At 72.8% G+C, this 17,956-nt stretch carries 19 protein-coding genes; 15 read left to right on the forward strand and 4 right to left on the reverse strand.

Going from position 1 to position 17,956, the window contains the following annotated elements:
- Positions 1-147: 147 nt before the first annotated feature.
- The 7 genes from pdhA to ACQEU8_RS17675 are packed head-to-tail and all read left to right on the forward strand — an operon-like array spanning position 148 to position 7,862.
- Complete coding sequence (gene pdhA, locus ACQEU8_RS17645; protein ID WP_433101652.1) at positions 148-1,296, forward strand: pyruvate dehydrogenase (acetyl-transferring) E1 component subunit alpha; 1,149 nt, start codon at positions 148-150, stop codon at positions 1,294-1,296.
- On the forward strand, positions 1,293-2,396 hold the full coding sequence (locus ACQEU8_RS17650; protein ID WP_433101654.1) for an alpha-ketoacid dehydrogenase subunit beta: 1,104 nt from the start codon (positions 1,293-1,295) through the stop codon (positions 2,394-2,396). The genes pdhA and ACQEU8_RS17650 overlap by 4 nt, the downstream gene beginning before the upstream one ends.
- Complete coding sequence (locus ACQEU8_RS17655) at positions 2,396-3,850, forward strand: dihydrolipoamide acetyltransferase family protein (protein ID WP_433101656.1); 1,455 nt, start codon at positions 2,396-2,398, stop codon at positions 3,848-3,850. The genes ACQEU8_RS17650 and ACQEU8_RS17655 overlap by 1 nt, the downstream gene beginning before the upstream one ends.
- An 18-nt stretch (positions 3,851-3,868) precedes the next feature.
- Complete coding sequence (locus tag ACQEU8_RS17660; protein WP_433101658.1) at positions 3,869-4,852, forward strand: NTP transferase domain-containing protein; 984 nt, start codon at positions 3,869-3,871, stop codon at positions 4,850-4,852.
- Positions 4,849-6,525 carry a molybdopterin-binding protein gene (locus tag ACQEU8_RS17665; protein ID WP_433101660.1) on the forward strand — a complete coding sequence of 559 codons (1,677 nt, stop codon included), beginning with the start codon at positions 4,849-4,851 and terminating at the stop codon, positions 6,523-6,525. The genes ACQEU8_RS17660 and ACQEU8_RS17665 overlap by 4 nt, the downstream gene beginning before the upstream one ends.
- Positions 6,519-7,607, forward strand: coding sequence for a potassium channel family protein (locus ACQEU8_RS17670; protein ID WP_433101662.1), 1,089 nt, complete (start codon positions 6,519-6,521; stop codon positions 7,605-7,607). The genes ACQEU8_RS17665 and ACQEU8_RS17670 overlap by 7 nt, the downstream gene beginning before the upstream one ends.
- A 30-nt stretch (positions 7,608-7,637) precedes the next feature.
- Positions 7,638-7,862: a hypothetical protein gene (locus tag ACQEU8_RS17675; protein WP_433101664.1), complete on the forward strand. Its 225-nt coding sequence runs from the start codon at positions 7,638-7,640 to the stop codon at positions 7,860-7,862.
- On the opposite strand, the gene ACQEU8_RS17680 is transcribed toward ACQEU8_RS17675, so the two are convergent.
- Positions 7,846-7,986, reverse strand: a complete 141-nt coding sequence (locus tag ACQEU8_RS17680; RefSeq protein WP_433101666.1) for a hypothetical protein — start codon at positions 7,984-7,986, stop codon at positions 7,846-7,848. The genes ACQEU8_RS17675 and ACQEU8_RS17680 overlap by 17 nt on opposite strands.
- Between ACQEU8_RS17680 and ACQEU8_RS17685 the strand changes: the two genes are divergently transcribed.
- The 3 genes from ACQEU8_RS17685 (at position 7,981) to ACQEU8_RS17695 (ending at position 11,045) form a co-directional block, all read left to right on the forward strand.
- Complete coding sequence (locus ACQEU8_RS17685; RefSeq protein WP_433101668.1) at positions 7,981-8,964, forward strand: NAD(P)H-quinone oxidoreductase; 984 nt, start codon at positions 7,981-7,983, stop codon at positions 8,962-8,964. The two genes, ACQEU8_RS17680 and ACQEU8_RS17685, sit on opposite strands and share 6 nt — an antisense overlap.
- 360 nt (positions 8,965-9,324) lie before the next feature.
- Positions 9,325-10,431: a hypothetical protein gene (locus ACQEU8_RS17690; RefSeq protein ID WP_433101670.1), complete on the forward strand. Its 1,107-nt coding sequence runs from the start codon at positions 9,325-9,327 to the stop codon at positions 10,429-10,431.
- Positions 10,432-10,481: 50 nt separating this feature from the next.
- Positions 10,482-11,045 (forward strand): bacterial proteasome activator family protein, encoded by a 564-nt coding sequence (locus ACQEU8_RS17695; protein WP_433101672.1) that lies wholly within the window; start codon positions 10,482-10,484, stop codon positions 11,043-11,045.
- A gap of 43 nt (positions 11,046-11,088) precedes the next feature.
- Here the strand turns inward: ACQEU8_RS17695 and ACQEU8_RS17700 are convergent, their stop codons facing one another.
- The 3 genes from ACQEU8_RS17700 to ACQEU8_RS17710 all read right to left on the reverse strand — a co-directional run bounded on the left by ACQEU8_RS17700 (position 11,089) and on the right by ACQEU8_RS17710 (position 13,987).
- Positions 11,089-11,820: a TrmH family RNA methyltransferase gene (locus ACQEU8_RS17700; RefSeq protein WP_433102473.1), complete on the reverse strand. Its 732-nt coding sequence runs from the start codon at positions 11,818-11,820 to the stop codon at positions 11,089-11,091.
- 161 nt (positions 11,821-11,981) lie between these two features.
- Complete coding sequence (locus ACQEU8_RS17705) at positions 11,982-13,292, reverse strand: HTTM domain-containing protein (protein WP_433102475.1); 1,311 nt, start codon at positions 13,290-13,292, stop codon at positions 11,982-11,984.
- Between the two features lie 17 nt (positions 13,293-13,309).
- Positions 13,310-13,987: a DUF5819 family protein gene (locus ACQEU8_RS17710; RefSeq protein WP_433101674.1), complete on the reverse strand. Its 678-nt coding sequence runs from the start codon at positions 13,985-13,987 to the stop codon at positions 13,310-13,312.
- A 197-nt stretch (positions 13,988-14,184) separates the two neighbouring features.
- Between ACQEU8_RS17710 and paaA the strand changes: the two genes are divergently transcribed.
- Genes paaA through ACQEU8_RS17735 form a run of 5 tightly spaced genes read left to right on the forward strand, consistent with a single transcriptional unit; the run spans position 14,185 to position 17,955 of the window.
- Positions 14,185-15,252 (forward strand): 1,2-phenylacetyl-CoA epoxidase subunit PaaA, encoded by a 1,068-nt coding sequence (gene paaA / locus ACQEU8_RS17715; RefSeq protein ID WP_433101676.1) that lies wholly within the window; start codon positions 14,185-14,187, stop codon positions 15,250-15,252.
- A 3-nt stretch (positions 15,253-15,255) separates the two neighbouring features.
- Complete coding sequence (gene paaB, locus ACQEU8_RS17720; protein ID WP_209266011.1) at positions 15,256-15,540, forward strand: 1,2-phenylacetyl-CoA epoxidase subunit PaaB; 285 nt, start codon at positions 15,256-15,258, stop codon at positions 15,538-15,540.
- The gene (gene paaC / locus ACQEU8_RS17725) at positions 15,537-16,259 is read left to right on the forward strand and encodes a 1,2-phenylacetyl-CoA epoxidase subunit PaaC (protein ID WP_433101678.1); all 723 of its coding nucleotides are present in this window, start codon (positions 15,537-15,539) and stop codon (positions 16,257-16,259) included. Before paaB ends, paaC begins: the two co-directional genes overlap by 4 nt.
- A 14-nt stretch (positions 16,260-16,273) precedes the next feature.
- Positions 16,274-16,864: a 1,2-phenylacetyl-CoA epoxidase subunit PaaD gene (paaD, locus tag ACQEU8_RS17730; protein ID WP_433102477.1), complete on the forward strand. Its 591-nt coding sequence runs from the start codon at positions 16,274-16,276 to the stop codon at positions 16,862-16,864.
- An 11-nt stretch (positions 16,865-16,875) separates the two neighbouring features.
- Positions 16,876-17,955 carry a 2Fe-2S iron-sulfur cluster-binding protein gene (locus tag ACQEU8_RS17735; RefSeq protein WP_433102479.1) on the forward strand — a complete coding sequence of 360 codons (1,080 nt, stop codon included), beginning with the start codon at positions 16,876-16,878 and terminating at the stop codon, positions 17,953-17,955.
- The last annotated feature ends 1 nt before the right edge of the window (position 17,956 follow it).

Raw genomic sequence — 17,956 nt, forward strand, 5'->3', positions numbered from 1 at the left:
CCGAACAATCGGTAGGGGTGGCCCGTTCGGTCACCGGCCCGGCCTGCCGGTGGTACGGCCATCGGCAGGCCGGCGCGCCAGGAGCCCGGTGCGTCAGGCGTACCCCGCCTGCCCGCGCCGCAGCCCGCCCACGAGGAGGTGCTCGTCATGACGGTCCTAGAGCAGCCAGGTGCCTACGCCCCCGCGCCTCCCCCCTCGTGGCGTCCCCGTACGGACGCCGCACCGCTCCTCCCCGACGCCGAGCCGTACCGCGTCCTGGGGACCCGTACGGCGGAGCGGGAGGCGGCCCCGGACGCGGAGCTGCTGCGCAGGCTGTACGCCGCCGTGGTGCAGGGGCGGCGGTTCAACGAGCAGGCCACCGCGCTGACCCGGCAGGGCCGACTCGCCGTCTATCCGTCATCGCGGGGCCAGGAGGCGTGCCAGATCGCCGCCGCGCTCGCGCTGCGCGAGCACGACTGGCTGTTCCCCAGCTACCGCGACACCCTCGCCGCCGTGGCGCGCGGACTGGATCCGGTGGAAGTGCTGGCACTGCTGCGCGGTGACTGGCACCACGGGTACGACTCTCCCGGCACCCGGGTCGCACCCCTGTGCACGCCGCTGGCCACCCAGCTGCCGCACGCGGTGGGGCTGGCCCACGCCGCGCGGCTGAAGGGCGACGAGGTGGCGGCGCTCGCGCTGGTCGGCGACGGCGGCACCAGCGAGGGCGACTTCCATGAGGCGCTCAACTTCGCCGCCGTATGGCAGGCGCCGGTCGTCTTCCTGGTGCAGAACAACGGTTTCGCGATCTCCGTACCGCTCGCCAAACAGACCGCGGCGCCCTCCCTTGCGCACAAGGCGGTCGGCTACGGCATGCCGGGGCGACTGGTGGACGGAAACGACGCGGTGGCGGTGCACGAGGTGCTGTGCGAGGCGCTGGACCGCGCCCGCACCGGCGGCGGCCCCACCCTCGTCGAGGCGGTCACCTACCGGCTGGAGGCGCACACGAACGCCGACGACGCGACCCGCTACCGCACCGACAGCGAGGTGGCGGCGTGGCAGGCGCACGACCCGGTGACGCTGCTGGAGCGCGAGCTGCGCAGCCGCGGACTGCTGGACGAGAAGACCGTACGGGAGGCCACGGAGGCGGCCGAGAGGCAGGCGGCCGACCTGCGCGAGCGCATGCACCAGGACCCGCCGCTGGATCCGGCGGAGCTGTTCGCCCACGTCTACGCGGAGCCGACACCGCAACTGCGCGACCAGGCGGACCAGTTGCGGGCCGAGCTCGCAGCGGGGGAAGCGGGGGAGGAGACCCGATGAGCACAGCAGTGCGGCAGCCCGCAGCGGCCGCCGTGGACCGCAAACCCGCCACCATGGGGCAGGCGCTGCGCCGCGCCCTGCGGGACGCCATGGCCGACGACCCGGATGTGCACGTCTTCGGGGAGGACGTGGGCACCCTGGGCGGCGTCTTCCGGGTGACGGACGGGCTGGCCGCGGAGTTCGGCCCCGACCGGTGCACCGATACGCCACTGGCGGAGGCGGGCATCCTCGGCACGGCGGTCGGGATGGCGATGTACGGGCTGCGGCCGGTCGTGGAGATGCAGTTCGACGCGTTCGCCTACCCCGGTTTCGAGCAACTGGTGTCGCACGTCTCGCGGATGCGCAACCGCACGCGCGGCAGGATGCCCATGCCGCTGACCGTGCGCGTCCCGTACGGCGGCGGTATCGGCGGTGTGGAGCACCACAGCGACTCCTCCGAGGCGTACTACATGGCGACGCCGGGCCTGCATGTCGTCACCCCGGCCACGGTCGCCGACGCCTACGGGCTGCTGCGCGCCGCCATCGCCTCCGACGACCCGGTCGTCCTGCTGGAGCCGAAACGGCTCTACTGGTCGAAGGCCGACTGGAACCCGGAGCAGCCGGAGCCGGTCCCCGGTATCGGCAGGGCCGTCGTACGCCGTCGCGGCAGCTCAGCGACGCTGATCACCTATGGCCCGTCCGTACCGGTCTGTCTTGAGGCCGCCGAGGCGGCGCGCGAGGACGGTGCCGAGGGCTGGGACCTGGAGGTGATCGACCTGCGCTCCCTGGTGCCGTTCGACGAGGAGACGGTCGCCGCCTCCGTACGGCGCACCGGGCGGGCCGTTGTGGTGCACGAGTCACCCGGTTTCGCCGGTCCCGGCGGGGAGATCGCGGCCCGGATCACCGAGCGCTGCTTCCACTATCTGGAGGCGCCCGTGCTGCGCGTCGCCGGGTTCGACATCCCCTACCCGCCGCCGATGCTGGAGCAGCACCATCTGCCGGGCGTCGACCGGATTCTGGACGCTGTTGCGCGGCTCCAGTGGGAGAGCGGTTTCACCGAGGGCCGGGGCTTGGCCGGGGGCCGGGGCTTGACCGAGGGCCGGGGCGGGGGTGCCGTCTGATGGGCGAGGTACGCGAGTTCGCCCTGCCGGACCTGGGGGAAGGGCTGACGGAGGCGACGATCGTCAGGTGGCTGGTCGCGGTCGGCGACACAGTACGGGTGGATGAGCCGGTCGTCGAGGTGGAGACGGCCAAGGCGCTCGTCGAGGTCCCCTGCCCCTACGCGGGCGTGGTCACCTCGCACGCCGCCGAGGAGGGCGCCGAGGTCGCCGTGGGCACACCGCTGGTCACCGTCGCGGTGAGCCCTGGTGCCGGGGCGCCCGCCGACCGGGATGCCGGGGGAGGCGAACGGGCGGGAGAGAGCGGCACGGGCCCGGAGCTGGAGCATGTGGGCGGCTCGGGCAATGTGCTGGTCGGCTACGGGACAGCCGAGCCGCCCAGGCGGCGGCCACGGGCCGCCCGGCCGCCCGGGGCGGGGCCAGGGGAGGAGCCCCGGTCCGCAGCCGACCGGGGCGCCCCCGCCCCCGGGCCGGGCAAGGACACCGGGCCCGGCACCCGTAGCGCGAACGGCAGCACCGGTGGGCCCGTCCCGGTGATCTCCCCCCTGGTACGCCGACTGGCCCGCGAACACGGCGTGGAGCTGCGCCAGGTGACGGGCAGCGGGCCTGACGGGCTCATCCTGCGCGCGGACGTGGAGCGCGCCGTGCACGCCGCACAGGGCGGCGCCGCGCAGCCCGGTGCTTCACCGCATGGTGCCGCACCTGCTTCACCGCATGGTGCCGCTCCGCAGAGCGCTCGGGAGGGTGCGGGACTGGAGCGCCGTATTCCGCTGCGCGGTATGCGCGGTACGGCGGCCGAACGGCTCTCGCGCAGTCGCGCCGAGATCCCCGACGCCAGCTGCTGGGTGGACGCGGACGCCACCGAACTCCTCGCCGCGCGCAAGGAGATGAACGCGCCCCTCGCACACGGCGAAGCGCCGGCACCTGTCTCGCTGCTCGCACTGCTGGGCCGGGTGTGCACGGCGGCTCTCGCCCGGTTCCCGGAGCTCAACTCGACGGTGGACACCGAGGCACGGGAAATCGTAGTACTGCCCGAGGTGCATCTGGGATTCGCCGCACAGACCGACAGGGGGCTCGTCGTCCCTGTCGTCCGCAACGCGCACACGCTGAGCGCCGAACAGCTCACCGCCGAGATGACCAGGCTCACCGAGGCGGCCCGCACCGGCACCCTGACCCCCGCCGAACTGACGGGCGGCACATTCACGCTGAACAACTACGGCGTCTTCGGGGTGGACGGCTCCACGCCGATCATCAACCACCCGGAGGCCGCCATGCTCGGCGTCGGCCGTATCGCCCGCAAGCCCTGGGTGGTCGGCGACGAACTGGCCGTCCGCAGTGTCGTGCAGCTGTCCCTCACCTTCGACCACCGGGTGTGCGACGGCGGCACAGCAGGCGGCTTCCTACGCCATGTCGCGGACTGCGTGGAACACCCGGCGAAGCTGCTCCGTACGCTCTGACTACGTACGCTCTGAGGTGTGACCCAGGCTCCAGATCCACCAGCGCCCGCCATCGGCCGCCCGTATGCCGCGCTCGTTCTCGCGGGTGGTGGGGCGCGGCGGCTGGGCGGGGTCGACAAGCCCGGTGTCACGGTCGGTGGCAGGACGCTGCTCGACCGGGTGCTGGCGGCATGCGCCGACGCGGCGGCCACCGTGGTGGTGGGCCCGCGCCGCCCGACATACCGACCGGTTCGGTGGGCCCGCGAGGAGCCGCCCGGCGGCGGCCCGCTCGCCGCTCTTCAGGCGGGACTGGACGCGCTGGAGGGCTCGGCACAGGACCCCGTGCTCGTCGTCTCAGCGGATCTGCCCTTCCTGTCGCCGGAGGCGGTGCGCGCGCTGGTGGCCGTACCGGAGCGGTACGACGGGGCGATCGTGCACGACGGGCGCGACCAACCGCTGCCGGCGGCCTACCGGGTGGAGCCGCTGCGCCGTGAACTCGCGCTGTTGCGCACCGAGTACGGGTCTGTGGCGAGTCTGCCGTTGCGCATGGTGCTGCAAGGGCTGATGCTGCACCGGGTGACCTCGCCCTCGGTCACCGCCGCAGCCCTGGACTGCGACACCTGGGACGACATCGCCACAGCGAGGGCCCGCATCAGGGAGCATGAAGCCGTGCTGGATGAATGGATCGCCGCGGTCAAGGCCGAACTCGGCGTCGAACTCGACGTCGACACCTCCGCGCTGCTCGACCTCGCCCGCGACGCCGCACACGGTGTGGCGCGCCCCGCGGCGCCGCTCACCACCTTCCTGGTGGGCTACGCGGCCGCGCGGGCGGACGGTTCGCCGCAGGACGTCGCGCGGGCGGCGGAGACAGCGGCCCGGCTGGCCCGGCGCTGGGCCGACGAGACGGCGGACCCTGCCGGGGACACCGACATGCCTGGGAACGCCCCGGGCAACCCCTCCGGGAACACCGACGCGCCCGGGAACACCCCGGGCAACTCTCCCGAGAACACCGACGACCGATGAGCGGCGCCGACGAACTCGACGAGGCCATCGCCCTGGCCAACAGCGGCCGGGAACGCCCGGATCCGCCGCCCGCACCGCGCCTGAAGCGCATCCGCCGTATCGAGTGGAGCGAGAACGCCGGGCACGGCGAACGCCCGGGGAGCACCGTGGGCCCCACAGCACAGCCCCCGGGCGGCCGCCCGTCCGACCAGGCCGCGGGGCACGGCGAACGCGGCGGACACCACAGCGGTCAGAGCAGCGGCAACGCCAGCAACCGCAACAGCAACGCAGGCGGAACCGGCAACAGCGGCATTGGCAACAGCGGCCCCACCCCGCCCGGGCACCCCGGAGAACCCCCCGACGAGCCCGGCCACAGCTCACAGCAGCACACCCCGGGCGGCCCGGAGAACCCGCAGCGGGGCCCGCGACAGCACCCGCAGCACCAGTCCGGCGACGGTGCGCACAAGCCGCCGCCCAGTTGGTCCGAGGCCGTCGCCCTGGCGTCCTCCGCGGCGACCCCGCTCCCCGCGGAAACCGTCCCCCTCCAGCACGCGCTGGGCCGCACCCTGGCGGCGCCGCTGCGGGCCCTCACCGATCTGCCGCCGTTCGACACCTCGGCGATGGACGGCTGGGCGGTGTCCGGGCCCGGCCCATGGGAGCCGGCCCGCGCGGCGGACGGCACGGAGCGGCCCGGCGTCCTGGCGGGGGACCGCTCGGAGCCGCCGCAGCTCGCCGACGGCGAGGCTGTCCGCATCGCGACCGGCGCCCGTATCCCGCCCGGCACCAGCGCGGTGCTGCGCTCGGAGGCAGCCCAGCGGACCGGCGCACGGCTGCGTACGGCCACTCCCCCGCAGCCCGGCACCGACATCCGCCCGCGCGGCCAGGAGTGCCGTAAGGGCGACGAGCTGCTGCCCTCCGGGCCGGCCATCACCCCCGCCGTGCTCGGGCTGGCAGCGGCGGCGGGCTACGACGAACTGCCGGCGGTGCCGCGCCCGCGTGCCGAAGTGCTCGTCCTGGGTGACGAACTGCTGCACCGCGGCCTGCCGCGTGACGGCCGGATCCGGGACGCGCTCGGGCCGATGGTCGAGCCGTGGCTGACGGCCCTGGGCGCGGAGGTGACCGTCACCCGGCTGCTGGGGGACGACGCGGAGGCACTGCACGAGGCGGTGGCCACCACGACGGCCGATGTCGTCGTCACCACAGGCGGTACGGCGAGCGGGCCCGTCGACCACCTCCAGCCGACGCTGCGCCGCCTGGACGCCCAACTGCTGGTGCACGGAGTACGTGTGCGGCCCGGGCACCCGATGCTGCTGGCCGCACTGCCCGGCACAGCGCAGCAGAGCGCCGGAAAGCAGCCGCGCCGCAGGTTCCTGGTGGGCCTGCCCGGCAATCCGCTGGCGGCGCTCTCCGGTCTTGTCACCCTCGCCGCGCCACTGCTGCGCACCCTGGCGGGCCGTACCGAACCGGAGCCCAGGGAGGCCACGTTGGGCGCCGAGGTGTCCGGCCATCCGCGCGACACCCGGCTGGTGCCCGTACGGTACGAGGGCTCCGGCATCCGGGCACGCATCCGGCCGCTGCGTTACGCGGGGCCCGCCATGCTGCGCGGGGTGGCCTCCTGTGACGCGCTGGCCGTGGTGCCGCCCGGCGGCGGTACGCCCGGCACGGACGTGCCCGTACTGGAGCTGCCATGGTGATCCGGCCGGACAGTCCCCGGGCACCCTGGGCAGGCGCTGCGGAACGACAGGGCTCCGTACTGCTGCCACGCCCCGACGTCAGTCCGCAGCGGCAGGTCGTACGGCGGCTGCTGGCCGCGCTCGCCGTCCTGTGGGCGACAGTGCTGCTGGTCTATCTGGACCGGGACGGCTATGTGGACAGGGACGACAACGTGTCGTTCCTGGACTGCCTGTACTACACGACCGTCACGCTCTCCACGACCGGCTACGGCGACATCACCCCGGGGTCCGACAGTGCGCGGCTGGTCAACACGCTCATCATCACGCCGCTGCGCGTACTGTTCCTGATCATCCTCATCGGCACCACGCTCGAGGCGCTGACGGACCGCACCCGCCAGCAGTGGCGCCTGAACCGCTGGAGGTCCGCGTTGCGCGACCACACTGTCGTCGTCGGCTTCGGCACCAAGGGCCGCTCGGCCGTGCAGACCCTGCTGTCGACGGGGCTGAGCCGCGACCAGGTAGTCGTCATCGATCCGCACGCACAGGCCGTCAGGACCGCCACCGCGGAAGGGTTCGTCGGGGTCGAGGGCGACGCCACCCGCAGCGAGGTGCTGACCAGGGCCGAGGTGCAGCGGGCCAAGCAGATCGTGATCGCGCCGCAGCGGGACGACACCTCGGTGCTGGTGACGCTGACGGCACGGCAGCTCAATCCGCGCATCAACATCGTCGCCGCGGTGCGGGAGGAGGAGAACGCGCCACTGCTGCGGCAGTCGGGCGCCGACCAGGTCATCACGAGCGCCAGTGCGGCCGGCCGGCTGCTCGGCCTGGCGATGCTCAGCCCGAACGCCAGCACGGTGATAGAGGACCTCATCCAGCAGGGCACCGGACTCGATCTGAAGGAGCGCCCTGTCACCAAGGCGGAGGCGGGACGCTCCCCGCGGGACTGCGCCGACCTGGTCGTCTCCGTGGTCCGCGGCCATCGAATACTCGCCTTCGACGATCCGGAGGCCGCCACCTTGGAGCTCACCGACCGGCTGGTCGTCATCCACCGCGCCTCCCCCTCCCGTCCCGAACCGGACGAGCGGCGCGGCGAGTTGCGGTAGCCGGGCAGCTGGAGGTTCTCACCCCTTCAGGTGACTGTGGTGCGCCGGGTGGGCCCCGGCGGGGCGCACGCGGGTGACGATGACGCGATGGACCCGCCGCCCACCTGCCCCAACTGCCCCGACCGCCTCCTGTGGAAGGACACCCGCGAGACGGGACCCGGCAAGGAGGATTCCTGGTTCTGGTTCTGCACCGGCTGCCACCAGGCGTATGTGCCCACCCCGGACCAGAAGCTCCGCTTCACCTACGCGGCTTGACCAGTTCGCCCGCGCTGCTGTACCGGCCACCGGCCCGCAGGCGGCGCGCCACCCGGGCCGGAGCCGCCGGCAGCGGCCCGGGGCAGGCGTGCGGGACGGTGCGGGTAGCGTCGGCCGTATGCATGCGATCACGATTCCCGAACCCGGCGGCCCCGAGGCGCTGGTCTGGGCCGAGGTCCCGGACCCGGAGCCCGGGGAGGGCGAAGTCCTCGTCGATGTCGTAGCGAGCGCCGTCAACCGCGCGGACGTCCTGCAACGCCAGGGCTTCTACGACCCGCCACCGGGAGCGAGCCCCTACCCCGGGCTGGAGTGCGCGGGGCGGATCTCCGCCCTCGGCCCCGGGGTGTCCGGCTGGGCGGTCGGCGACCAGGTGTGCGCGCTGCTCGGCGGTGGCGGCTACGCGGAGAAGGTCGCGGTGCCGGCCGGCCAGCTGCTGCCCGTGCCGGACGGCGTCGATATCGCGACAGCGGCCGGTCTGCCGGAGGTCACCTGCACGGTCTGGTCGAACGTCTTCATGGTGGCGCACCTGCGCCCGGGGGAGACCCTGCTGGTGCACGGCGGCTCCAGCGGCATCGGCACCATGGCCGTCCAGCTGGGCAAGTCGGTGGGCGCCCGGGTCGCGGTGACGGCGGGCACAGCGGAGAAGCTCCAGCGGTGCGCCGAGCTGGGCGCCGACATCCTGATCAACTATCGCGAGCAGGACTTCGCCGAGGAGCTGCGCGCTGCGACCGACGGCGCGGGCGCCGACGTGATCCTGGACAACATGGGCGCCAAGTACCTCCAGCCGAACATCAAGGCCCTCGCGGTGAACGGCCGGCTGGCCGTCATCGGTATGCAGGGCGGCACCAAGGGCGAGTTGAACCTGGGCGCGCTGCTGGCCAAACGCGGCGCGGTGACGGCCACCTCGCTGCGGGCCCGGCCCCCGGCCGAGAAGGCGGCGATCGTCGCGGCCGTACGTGAACATGTGTGGCCGCTGCTCTCGGACGGCCGGGTGCGCCCGGTGATCGACAGTACGGTCCCGATGCGGGATGCGGCCCGGGCGCACCGCACGCTGGACGAGAGCACCCACGTCGGCAAGATCCTGCTGACCACGGCCGGCTGACGCCCCCGCCATGGGCCGCTGACCCGCGGCCCACGGGTCCTGACCCGCCTCGCCCCGCCCGGCTGGTGCTCGGTGACGGGGCGGGGCCCGGCGTATCCGCCGACTCGTCCGTTCCTCCGTACGGCACCGGACGTCACCCGTTCCTCCTGTCCGAAATGCCGATTTTATCCCTTCATGTGACGCTGGTCTGGTCTGCGGACCATCCAGCTCGGGAGGGTCACGGTCGTGCGGCACACCCAGCGACGGAGCACTGCTGTCACCTTGTTGACCTGTGCTTTTCTTGCTCTTCCCGCGCCTGTCGCCACTGCGGGGAACCCTCCGGGCCCCGGGATCGACCAGGCGGAGCCCGGGGCCGCTGCTGTGCGCGACGGCTCCCTGTCCCATGGGGCGACGCCGGGCGGGGTGACGCCGGACGGGGCAGCGCCGGGAGGAGCGACACCGTCTGGAGCGAGGCCGGGCGGAGCAGCGCCGGGCGGAGCCACTTCTGGTGGAGCCACGCTTGGTGGGCCGGCGCTGGGGTCGACGCCCAGCCTGACGCCGCCCACCACGAGCCCGCGCACCCGCACGTGGGCGCCGCTCCCGGAGACGCCCGGGCTGCCCCGAGCGCCGCAGCTGCCCAAACTGCCGGAGCTGCCCAAGCCACCTGAGCTCCCCGATCCCCCCGCGCTCCCGGAGTTCCCGGAGCGCCCCAAGGCCCCAGAGGTCCCCAAGCCCCCCAAGGTCCCCGACCCGCCCAAACTCCCCGGCCTCCCGGAAACGGGCTCCCCTCCCTCCCCGCCCTCGCTGCCCAGCAGCCCTGACACCCAGACGCCCGACGACGGCAAATGGCACCAGGAGCAGCAGCTGACGGACAGGGAGGAGGAGAGAAGGCAGGAGCAGCAGCGGGAAGAGCAGGCCCAACAGCGGGAGCAGCAGCGCGAGCGGCAAGAGGCCCGACAGCAGCGCGAAAAGCGACAGGAGACGCGCCGACAGCGCGAGGCAGAGCAAGCACGGAAGGCGCAACAGACGCGCGAGGAGCGGGCGCGACAGGTGCAGGAGGAACGCGAAGCCCGGAAAGCCCGTGAAGCCCGGAAAGCCCGCGAGGCCCAGGAAGCGCGGGAGCGCGAAGAGCGGCAGCGCGAACGGCGGGAGGACGAGCGGCGAAAAGGCGAACAGCGGCAGCGGAAGGACGCCGGGCACCAGGAGGAACGCGGCGACAGCCCTCCCCGCCGCCCGAACCACCGGTCCGCCCTGCGCCCCCCGTCCGCCTTCGGGAACCCCGTCGCACCACGGCCGTCCGGCCAGGCGATCGGCAAGCACGACCTGTACGGGTCCGACAGCCCGCCCCCCGGAGAAGCCCCCGGGCAGGGCGACCACGTCGCCGCCCAGCCGTCCGGGCAGGTGCTGCCCGTACTGCCGCTCGGCACGGGCATGACGCTCATGGGGCTGGGACTCGCCTTTCTGGCCCTGCGACTGCGCCGTCGGTGACGTTCCGCCCTGGCTCGGCGCCGGCCGGTCCGTCGATGCAGAATGGGGGCATGACGCAGCCGAGCAACGAGAAGTCGCAGGAGAGCCCGCAGGTCCTGGTCGTGGGGCCGGACGGAATGGCTCTCGGTGGTACCGGCGCCAAGGGCAACGGCGACGGCGAGGGCGATGAGCAGGCTGAGGTCCCCGTGACGGAGATGGTGGAACAGCCCGCGAAGGTCATGCGGATCGGCAGCATGATCAAGCAGCTGCTCGAGGAAGTGAAGGCCGCGCCGCTGGACGAGGCCAGCAGGGCACGGCTGAAGGAGATCCACACCAGCTCGATCAAGGAGCTGGAGGACGGCCTCGCACCGGAACTGATCGAGGAGCTGGAGCGGCTCTCCCTCCCCTTCACCGAGGAGTCCACCCCCACCGACGCGGAGCTCCGCATCGCGCAGGCCCAGTTGGTCGGCTGGCTGGAGGGCCTCTTCCACGGCATCCAGACCGCGCTGTTCGCCCAGCAGATGGCGGCTCGCGCACAGTTGGAGCAGATGCGCAGGGCGCTGCCGCCCGGCGTCGTACCGGACGAGGCACAGGCCAACGAGGCACAGCACCGCACGGGCGGCCCGTACCTGTAACCCGCCGGCTCCACCTGGGCCCCGCCCCCGCGGACCGCGGACGTCAGCCGGTGCGGGCCAGCCAGTGATACAGCGCCATCGCCACACTGGTGGCCAGGTTGTAGCTGGAGACCTGGGGGCGCATCGGGAGCGCGACCAGGCGGTCGGCACGGGCGCGCATCTCGGCCGAGAGCCCGCGCCGCTCCGAGCCGAAGGCGAGCATCGCCCCGGCGGGCAGGGTCACGGAGCGCAGATCGTCGCCCTCGGGGTCGAACGCGAACAGCGGCCCGTCCGGCAACCCGGCCACCGGGCGCCGCTCGACCGGGGTGGCGAAGTGCAGCCCCGCGCCCGCCCGCACCGCCGCCGGGTGCCAGGGGTCGACGTCACCGGTGGTGAGCACCCCGCCGGCGCCCGCACCGGCCGCCAGCCGTACGACGGCTCCTACGTTGCCGAGGTTGCGCGGGTTGTCCAGGACGACGAGCGGCGCTTCCCTGTCGGGTGCCGCCGGCAGCGTGCCGACGTCCCGTAGCGCGAGCGCCGCGACGCCCGTGGGGTGCGGACGGGGCACCAGGGCGCCCAGCGTGCCGGCCGGCACCTCGTGCAGCAGTCCGTCGAGCGTGCCGGTCAGATCCGGCGCGAGCTCCTCGGCCAGCGCGAGGGCGGCACGCCGGTCGGTGGCGACCGCGACCGGCACCCGCGCGCCGAACCGCAGCGCGTGCTTCAGCGCATGGAACCCGTCCAGCAGCACGCCCTCCACCGCATACCGCGCCCACCGACTCTCCACCGTCTCACCCATCACCGGCCAACCCTACGACCGCCGAAGCACGCACCAGCCCGCCTGCGGCGCAGGGAGGCCGTGCCCCGAAGGGGCGCGGGGAACTGCGCGACCAACCACGACGTATCCGCAGTCCGCGACCGACAGGCAGGGGCACCCCCTCCCCGGAACAAGGAAAGGGCCTACGCGGAAACCTTCGGCGCCGCCTCCCCAGCCGGCTCCGCCGACACCGGCCGACCCCCTCCGGAACCGCCGCCCGGCAACAACCCACGTACCCGGCCACCCAACACCGCCGTGTGCCGACCGCACCACACCAGGAAAGCCGTCGGCAGGAACACCGCGTCGGCCGCGATCATCGCCAGCGAGAAGAACGGCAGACCGAGCAGTACGGCGATGCTGAGGTGCTCCAGGATCATGAAGGTCAGCAGCACGTTCTTCGCCCGCCGGTTGAGGAGGGTGAAGGGGAAGGCGACCTGGGTGGCAACAGTGCCGTAGGTGACCAGAAAGATCATCACGCCGTTGCCCGCCAGCAGGTGGCTCAGCTCGGGCCAAGGCGTGAAGTAGTCCAGGTTCATCGGGTAGTAGACGGCGGTGCCGTCCTGCCAGCGGGTGCCCTGGATCTTGAACCAGCCGGCCGTCGAGTAGACCAGGCAGACCTCGATCATGATGACGAGCAGCACGCCGTTGTGCGCCAGATTGGCGAGGATGTCGCACACGTCGCGCATCTCGCGGATCGTCGCACCGCCCCGCGCCGCTGCCCGGTTGATCACCCACCACAGTCCGTGGACGGCCCACAGCCCCCAGTAGAAGACGGCCCAGCCGATGCTGAAACCGCCCGCGACGGTGCTGCCCAGCAGCACAGCGCCGAACACCGTCCACAGCACCACACCCCCGATACCGGCGACCGGGTCGACATCGCGTCGTACGGGCCTCTCCCCGCCCTCGAAAAACGCCTCCTGCTGCTCCGCCTGCGCCGCGGACGCCTCCTGGCGTTCCCGGGCGCGCTCGGCCCGCCGGGCGTCCAGTGACCACACCTGCGCGCAGCGGGTGAAGACGAGGTATATCGCCATCAGGTGGATGACGTTGTCCCCGCCGTCCCCCATGAAGACGCTGCGGTTCTGCAGCGAGAGCACCCCGACCATGAACAGCACTGTGGCGGCCCTGGTGTGCCAGCCGAGCAGTACGGCGACGGAGGCCGCGATGGCGACGACGTAGACGAGCTGGAACCAGCTGTTGCTACTGGACCACATCAGCACCGTGAAGGCGTCGTTGGTCTCGATCAGCTGCCGGGCCAGCCCCCAGGTCCACGGGCTGTCCGGCCCGTAGAGCTCCTGCCGGTGCGGCCACTCGCGCAGCAGGAAGAACAGCCACGCGGCGCCGAATCCGATCCGGACGATCGCCGTCTGGTAGGGGCCGAGCGCCTGTGCGGTGACCTTGGCCAGGCCGCGGGAGACGCAGCGCTCGATCCGCGCACGCGGTCCGTCCATCCCCATGTACCGTCCCTCGTCCGTCACTTGCCGCCTCCCGGAAGGTCGGCGCTGGTGACCTGCCACCAGGGCTGCACGGTGTACCGGGTACGCACGTCGATCCGTTCGTCGCTCCAGTCGGGCGGCGCGACGGGGGTGACGGCGGAGCGCACCTGGATGCGCTCGACGCTGCCGCCGTTGAGCTCGGGCCCGAAGCGCAGCATCACGATCCGCTTGATGTACTGCTCGGAGAGCCGGCCTCGCAGCCCGAAGGGCTTGCCCTTCTCGTCGTGGTTGTCGACGTAGAACTCCCAGGCGCGGCGCAGTTCGTTCTGCTGGGTGTGGCTGGGGGCCGGATTGCCTTTGATGGCCTCGCCGTCCATGGCGGTGAGGTTGACCCAGCCGGTGGTCTGTGTGGTGCCGTCATTCTTGGCGACGGTCGCGCGGGCGTGTACGGCGACGTTCTGCTGGAGGGGGTTGGGGGCGAACAGTTTCCAGTTGCGCTCGAATTCGGGGTAGACGTACGAGTCGACGACTTCCCCGTGCCGCTTGCTGATCGTGTTGTCCGGGGCCGTCTGCAAGAAGACCATCGCCACGTGGAACGCGATTCCGACCGTGACGACGGCCACGGCTATCGCGACGAAGATCCGCGCGGGCAGCGAGAGCGCGGCGATTCCGCGCGTGCCTTCCCCCCCGGGCGCCTGGTGCGCCGCTGGCTCCATGCCCTACCCCTGCTCCCCATGTTCTCCATGCCCATGACCGGGCTGGTCCGCCTCAGAGACTCTCAGAGGGTACTGGGGTGCGGGCGGCTGGCCCCGCCGGTCCGCGGCATTCGGCCTTGACAGGCCCGGGACCCGCACTCATCCTTGAACCGAACGATCGGTCGGTAGGCTGAGTGCCGAGGGATCAGGGGGCAGGTATGACACCGGTGACATCGCCGCCGCGCGGCCGCGGGCCGGGGGAGGGCGCGCACGGGACGCCGGACCCGGCCGGGCCGGGGCGTACGGCGGACCCGGAGGCCGCACGCGCCCTTCAGGCCGCCTTCGACGCGGCCGTCGCCGCCGACGAGCGCATCGAGCCTCGGGACTGGATGCCGGACGCCTACCGCTCCACCCTCGTCCGCCAGATCGCCCAGCACGCGCACTCCGAGATCATCGGCATGCAACCGGAGGCCAACTGGATCACCCGCGCCCCCTCCCTGCGCCGCAAGGCGATCCTGATGGCCAAGGTGCAGGACGAGGCGGGCCACGGCCTGTATCTCTACGGCGCGGCCGAAACGCTGGGCACCAGCCGCGACGAACTGCTCGACAAACTGCACGCGGGCCGCCAGAAGTACTCCTCGATCTTCAACTACCCCACGCTGACCTGGGCGGACGTCGGCGCCATCGGCTGGCTGGTGGACGGCGCCGCCATCACCAACCAGGTGCCGCTGTGCCGCTGCTCCTACGGCCCCTATGCCCGCGCCATGGTCCGGATCTGCAAGGAGGAGTCCTTCCACCAGCGCCAGGGCTACGAACTGCTGCTCGCCCTGGCCCGTGGCACCGAGGCGCAGCGTGCGATGGCGCAGGACGCGGTGGACCGCTGGTGGTGGCCGTCGCTGATGATGTTCGGCCCGCCGGACGACGAGTCGGCACACAGCGCCCAGTCCATGGAGTGGAAGATCAAGCGGCACTCCAACGACGAGCTGCGGCAGCGCTTCGTGGACATCTGCGTCCCCCAGGCGGAAGCACTGGGCCTCACCCTGCCCGACCCGGAGCTGCGCTGGAACGAGGAGCGGGGCCACTGGGACTTCGGCGCCATCGACTGGCAGGAGTTCCGCGAGGTGCTCAAGGGCAACGGCCCCTGCAACGAACAGCGACTGCAGCAGCGCCGTACGGCACACGAGAACGGCGCCTGGGTCCGCGAGGCGGCCGCGGCGCACGCCGCGAAACAGGCAGCCCGCGCGGCCCAGGACGGAACGTCCGCGCCCCGGACAGCGAGGAGTTGAGCCATGAGCGCCGACTGGCCCCTGTGGGAGGTTTTCGTACGCAGCAGGCGCGGCCTCTCGCACACCCACGCGGGAAGCCTGCACGCCCCGGACGCGCAGATGGCGCTCCGCAACGCACGGGATCTGTTCACCCGCCGCAGCGAGGGCGTCTCCCTGTGGGTGGTCCCCTCCAGCGAGATCACCGCCTCCTCGCCGGACGAGAAGGACCCCTTCTTCGAGCCCGCCGCCGACAAGGCCTACCGCCATCCGACGTTCTACGAGGTCCCGGAGGGGGTGCGGAACCTGTGACGGCGCCGGCACCGGCCGCCCTGGCGACCCTCCCCCTCGGCGATGACGCGCTGATCCTCTCCCACCGCCTCGGCGAATGGGCGGGCCACGCCCCCGTCCTGGAGGAGGAGGTGGCGCTGGCCAATATCGCGCTGGACCTGCTGGGCCAGGCCCGCGCGCTCTACGCCGGGCTCTCCGACGTGCTGGGCAGCGAGGACGAGATCGCCTTCCTCCGGGAGGAACGCGCCTTCCGCAACTGCCAGTTGGTGGAGCAGCCGAACGGGGACTTCGCGTACACCATCGTCCGGCAGCTGTTCTTCTCCACGTACCAACAGCCGCTCTACGCCCAGCTGTCGCCGGTGCTCCCACTGGCGGCCAAGGCAGTTCGCGAGACGGCCTACCACCGCGACCACGCCGAGCAGTGGACGCTGCGGCTGGGGGACGGCACGGAGGAGAGCCACGCCCGCACCCAGCGCGCCGCCGACGCGCTGTGGCGGTACACGGGCGAGCTGTTCCAGCCGATCGAGGGCCTGGAGGTGGCATGGCCGGAGCTGGCCGAGGAGTGGTCCGCGAGCATCCGTGACGTCTTCGACCGCGCCGGGCTCACCGTTCCGGAAGGCCCGCGCGAGGGCGCCTGGTCCGCCGGTGCGGGCCGCCAGGGGCTGCACACCGAGCCGTTCGGCCGGATGCTCGCCGAGATGCAGCATCTGCACCGCAGCCACCCGGGGGCGACATGGTGACGCCCTCAGCCGCCATGGGACACCGCTCCCTGTCGGCGACCGGCACGGAGTCGGCTCGGTCGGCAGCGCTGGCCGAGCTGGCCGGGTCCGTCCCGGACCCGGAGCTGCCGGTGATCACACTCGCCGAGCTGGGCGTACTGCGCGGAGTGGCGGAGCCGGAGCCCGGACATGTGCTGGTCGAGCTGACCCCGACCTACACCGGCTGCCCCGCGATCGAGGCCATGGCGGCCGATATCGAGCGGGTGCTGCGGGAGGAGGCCGGCGCCGAGCGGATCGAGGTCCGTACGGTGCTCTCTCCTCCCTGGTCGACCGACGACATCAGCGAGGAGGGCCGCCGCAAGCTCGCCGAGCACGGCGTAGCCCCGCCCCGCGCCGGGGCCCGTGCCGCGGACCCGGTCCTGGTCGGCCTCTCCCCCACACGTCGCGCGCGCCGCGATACGCAGCAGCACTCCGAGGCCCGGCCCGCCGCACCCGAGCCGGTGTGCTGCCCGCACTGCGGTTCGGCCGAAACGGAGCTGCTCAGCCGGTTCTCCTCCACGGCCTGCAAGGCGCTGCGCCGCTGCACCGAATGCCGGGAGCCGTTCGACCACTTCAAGGAGGTCTGAGGGTGCCAGCAGTGCCGGCCTTCCATCCCCTGCGCGTCCGCGCCGTCGAGCAGCTGACCGACGACTCGGCCGCGCTGACCCTCGACGTGCCGCCCGAGCTGCGCGAGACCTTCGGCTACGCCGCCGGCCAGCACCTCACGCTGCGGCGGGTGAACGAGCGAGGCGAGGAGGTCCGCCGCACCTATTCGCTGTGCGACCCGGCCCGGCCCCGCCCCGCGACGCTGCGGGTGGGCATCCGGCTGGTGGAGGGCGGCGAGTTCTCCACGTACGCGCTCAAGGAGCTGACCGAGGGCAGCACCGTCGAAGTGCTGCCGCCCATGGGGCGGTTCGTGCTGGAGCCCCGCCCCGGCCGGTTCGCCGCGGTGGTGGGCGGCAGCGGCATCACACCCGTGCTGTCCATAGCCGGCACGCTGCTGGCCCACGAACCGGAAGCCCGCTTCTGCCTGATACGCAGCGACCGCACCACGGCCTCGACGATGTTCCTGGAGGAGGTCGCCGACCTCAAGGACCGCTACCCCGACCGGTTCCACCTGGTCACGGCCCTCTCCCGGGAGGAACAGCACAGCGGACTGCCCTCCGGCCGGCTGGACGAGGAACGGCTGACCGCGCTGCTGCCCGCCCTCCTGGCCGAGTCCGGGGTACGGGAGACGGACGGCTGGTATCTGTGCGGCCCCCTGGGCCTGGTGGAGGGCGCGACCAGGGCACTGCGGACGCTGGGTGTGCCCCGGAGCCGGGTCCACCAGGAGATCTTCCACGCGGACACCTCCGCCGCGGCCACCTCCGCGCCACCGCCGAGCGCCCGGGCGATATCCGGCTCCGCCACGGTGAGCGCCACCCTGGGCGGCCGGGGCGGCAGTTGGCCCACGCATGAGGGGGAGACGCTGCTGGAGACGGTGCTGCGGAACCGGACCGACGCCCCGTACGCCTGCAAGGGAGGGGTCTGCGGCACCTGCCGGGCCCGGCTGCTGGGCGGCGAGATCCATATGGACCGCAACTTCGCTTTGGAGCCGGAGGAGTTGGACGCGGGGTACGTGCTGGCGTGCCAGTCGCATCCGCTCACGGAGAAGGTGGAGGTCGATTTCGACGCGTGAG

The organism is Streptomyces sp. CA-250714, from assembly GCF_050936705.1.
Taxonomy (GTDB): domain Bacteria; phylum Actinomycetota; class Actinomycetes; order Streptomycetales; family Streptomycetaceae; genus Streptomyces.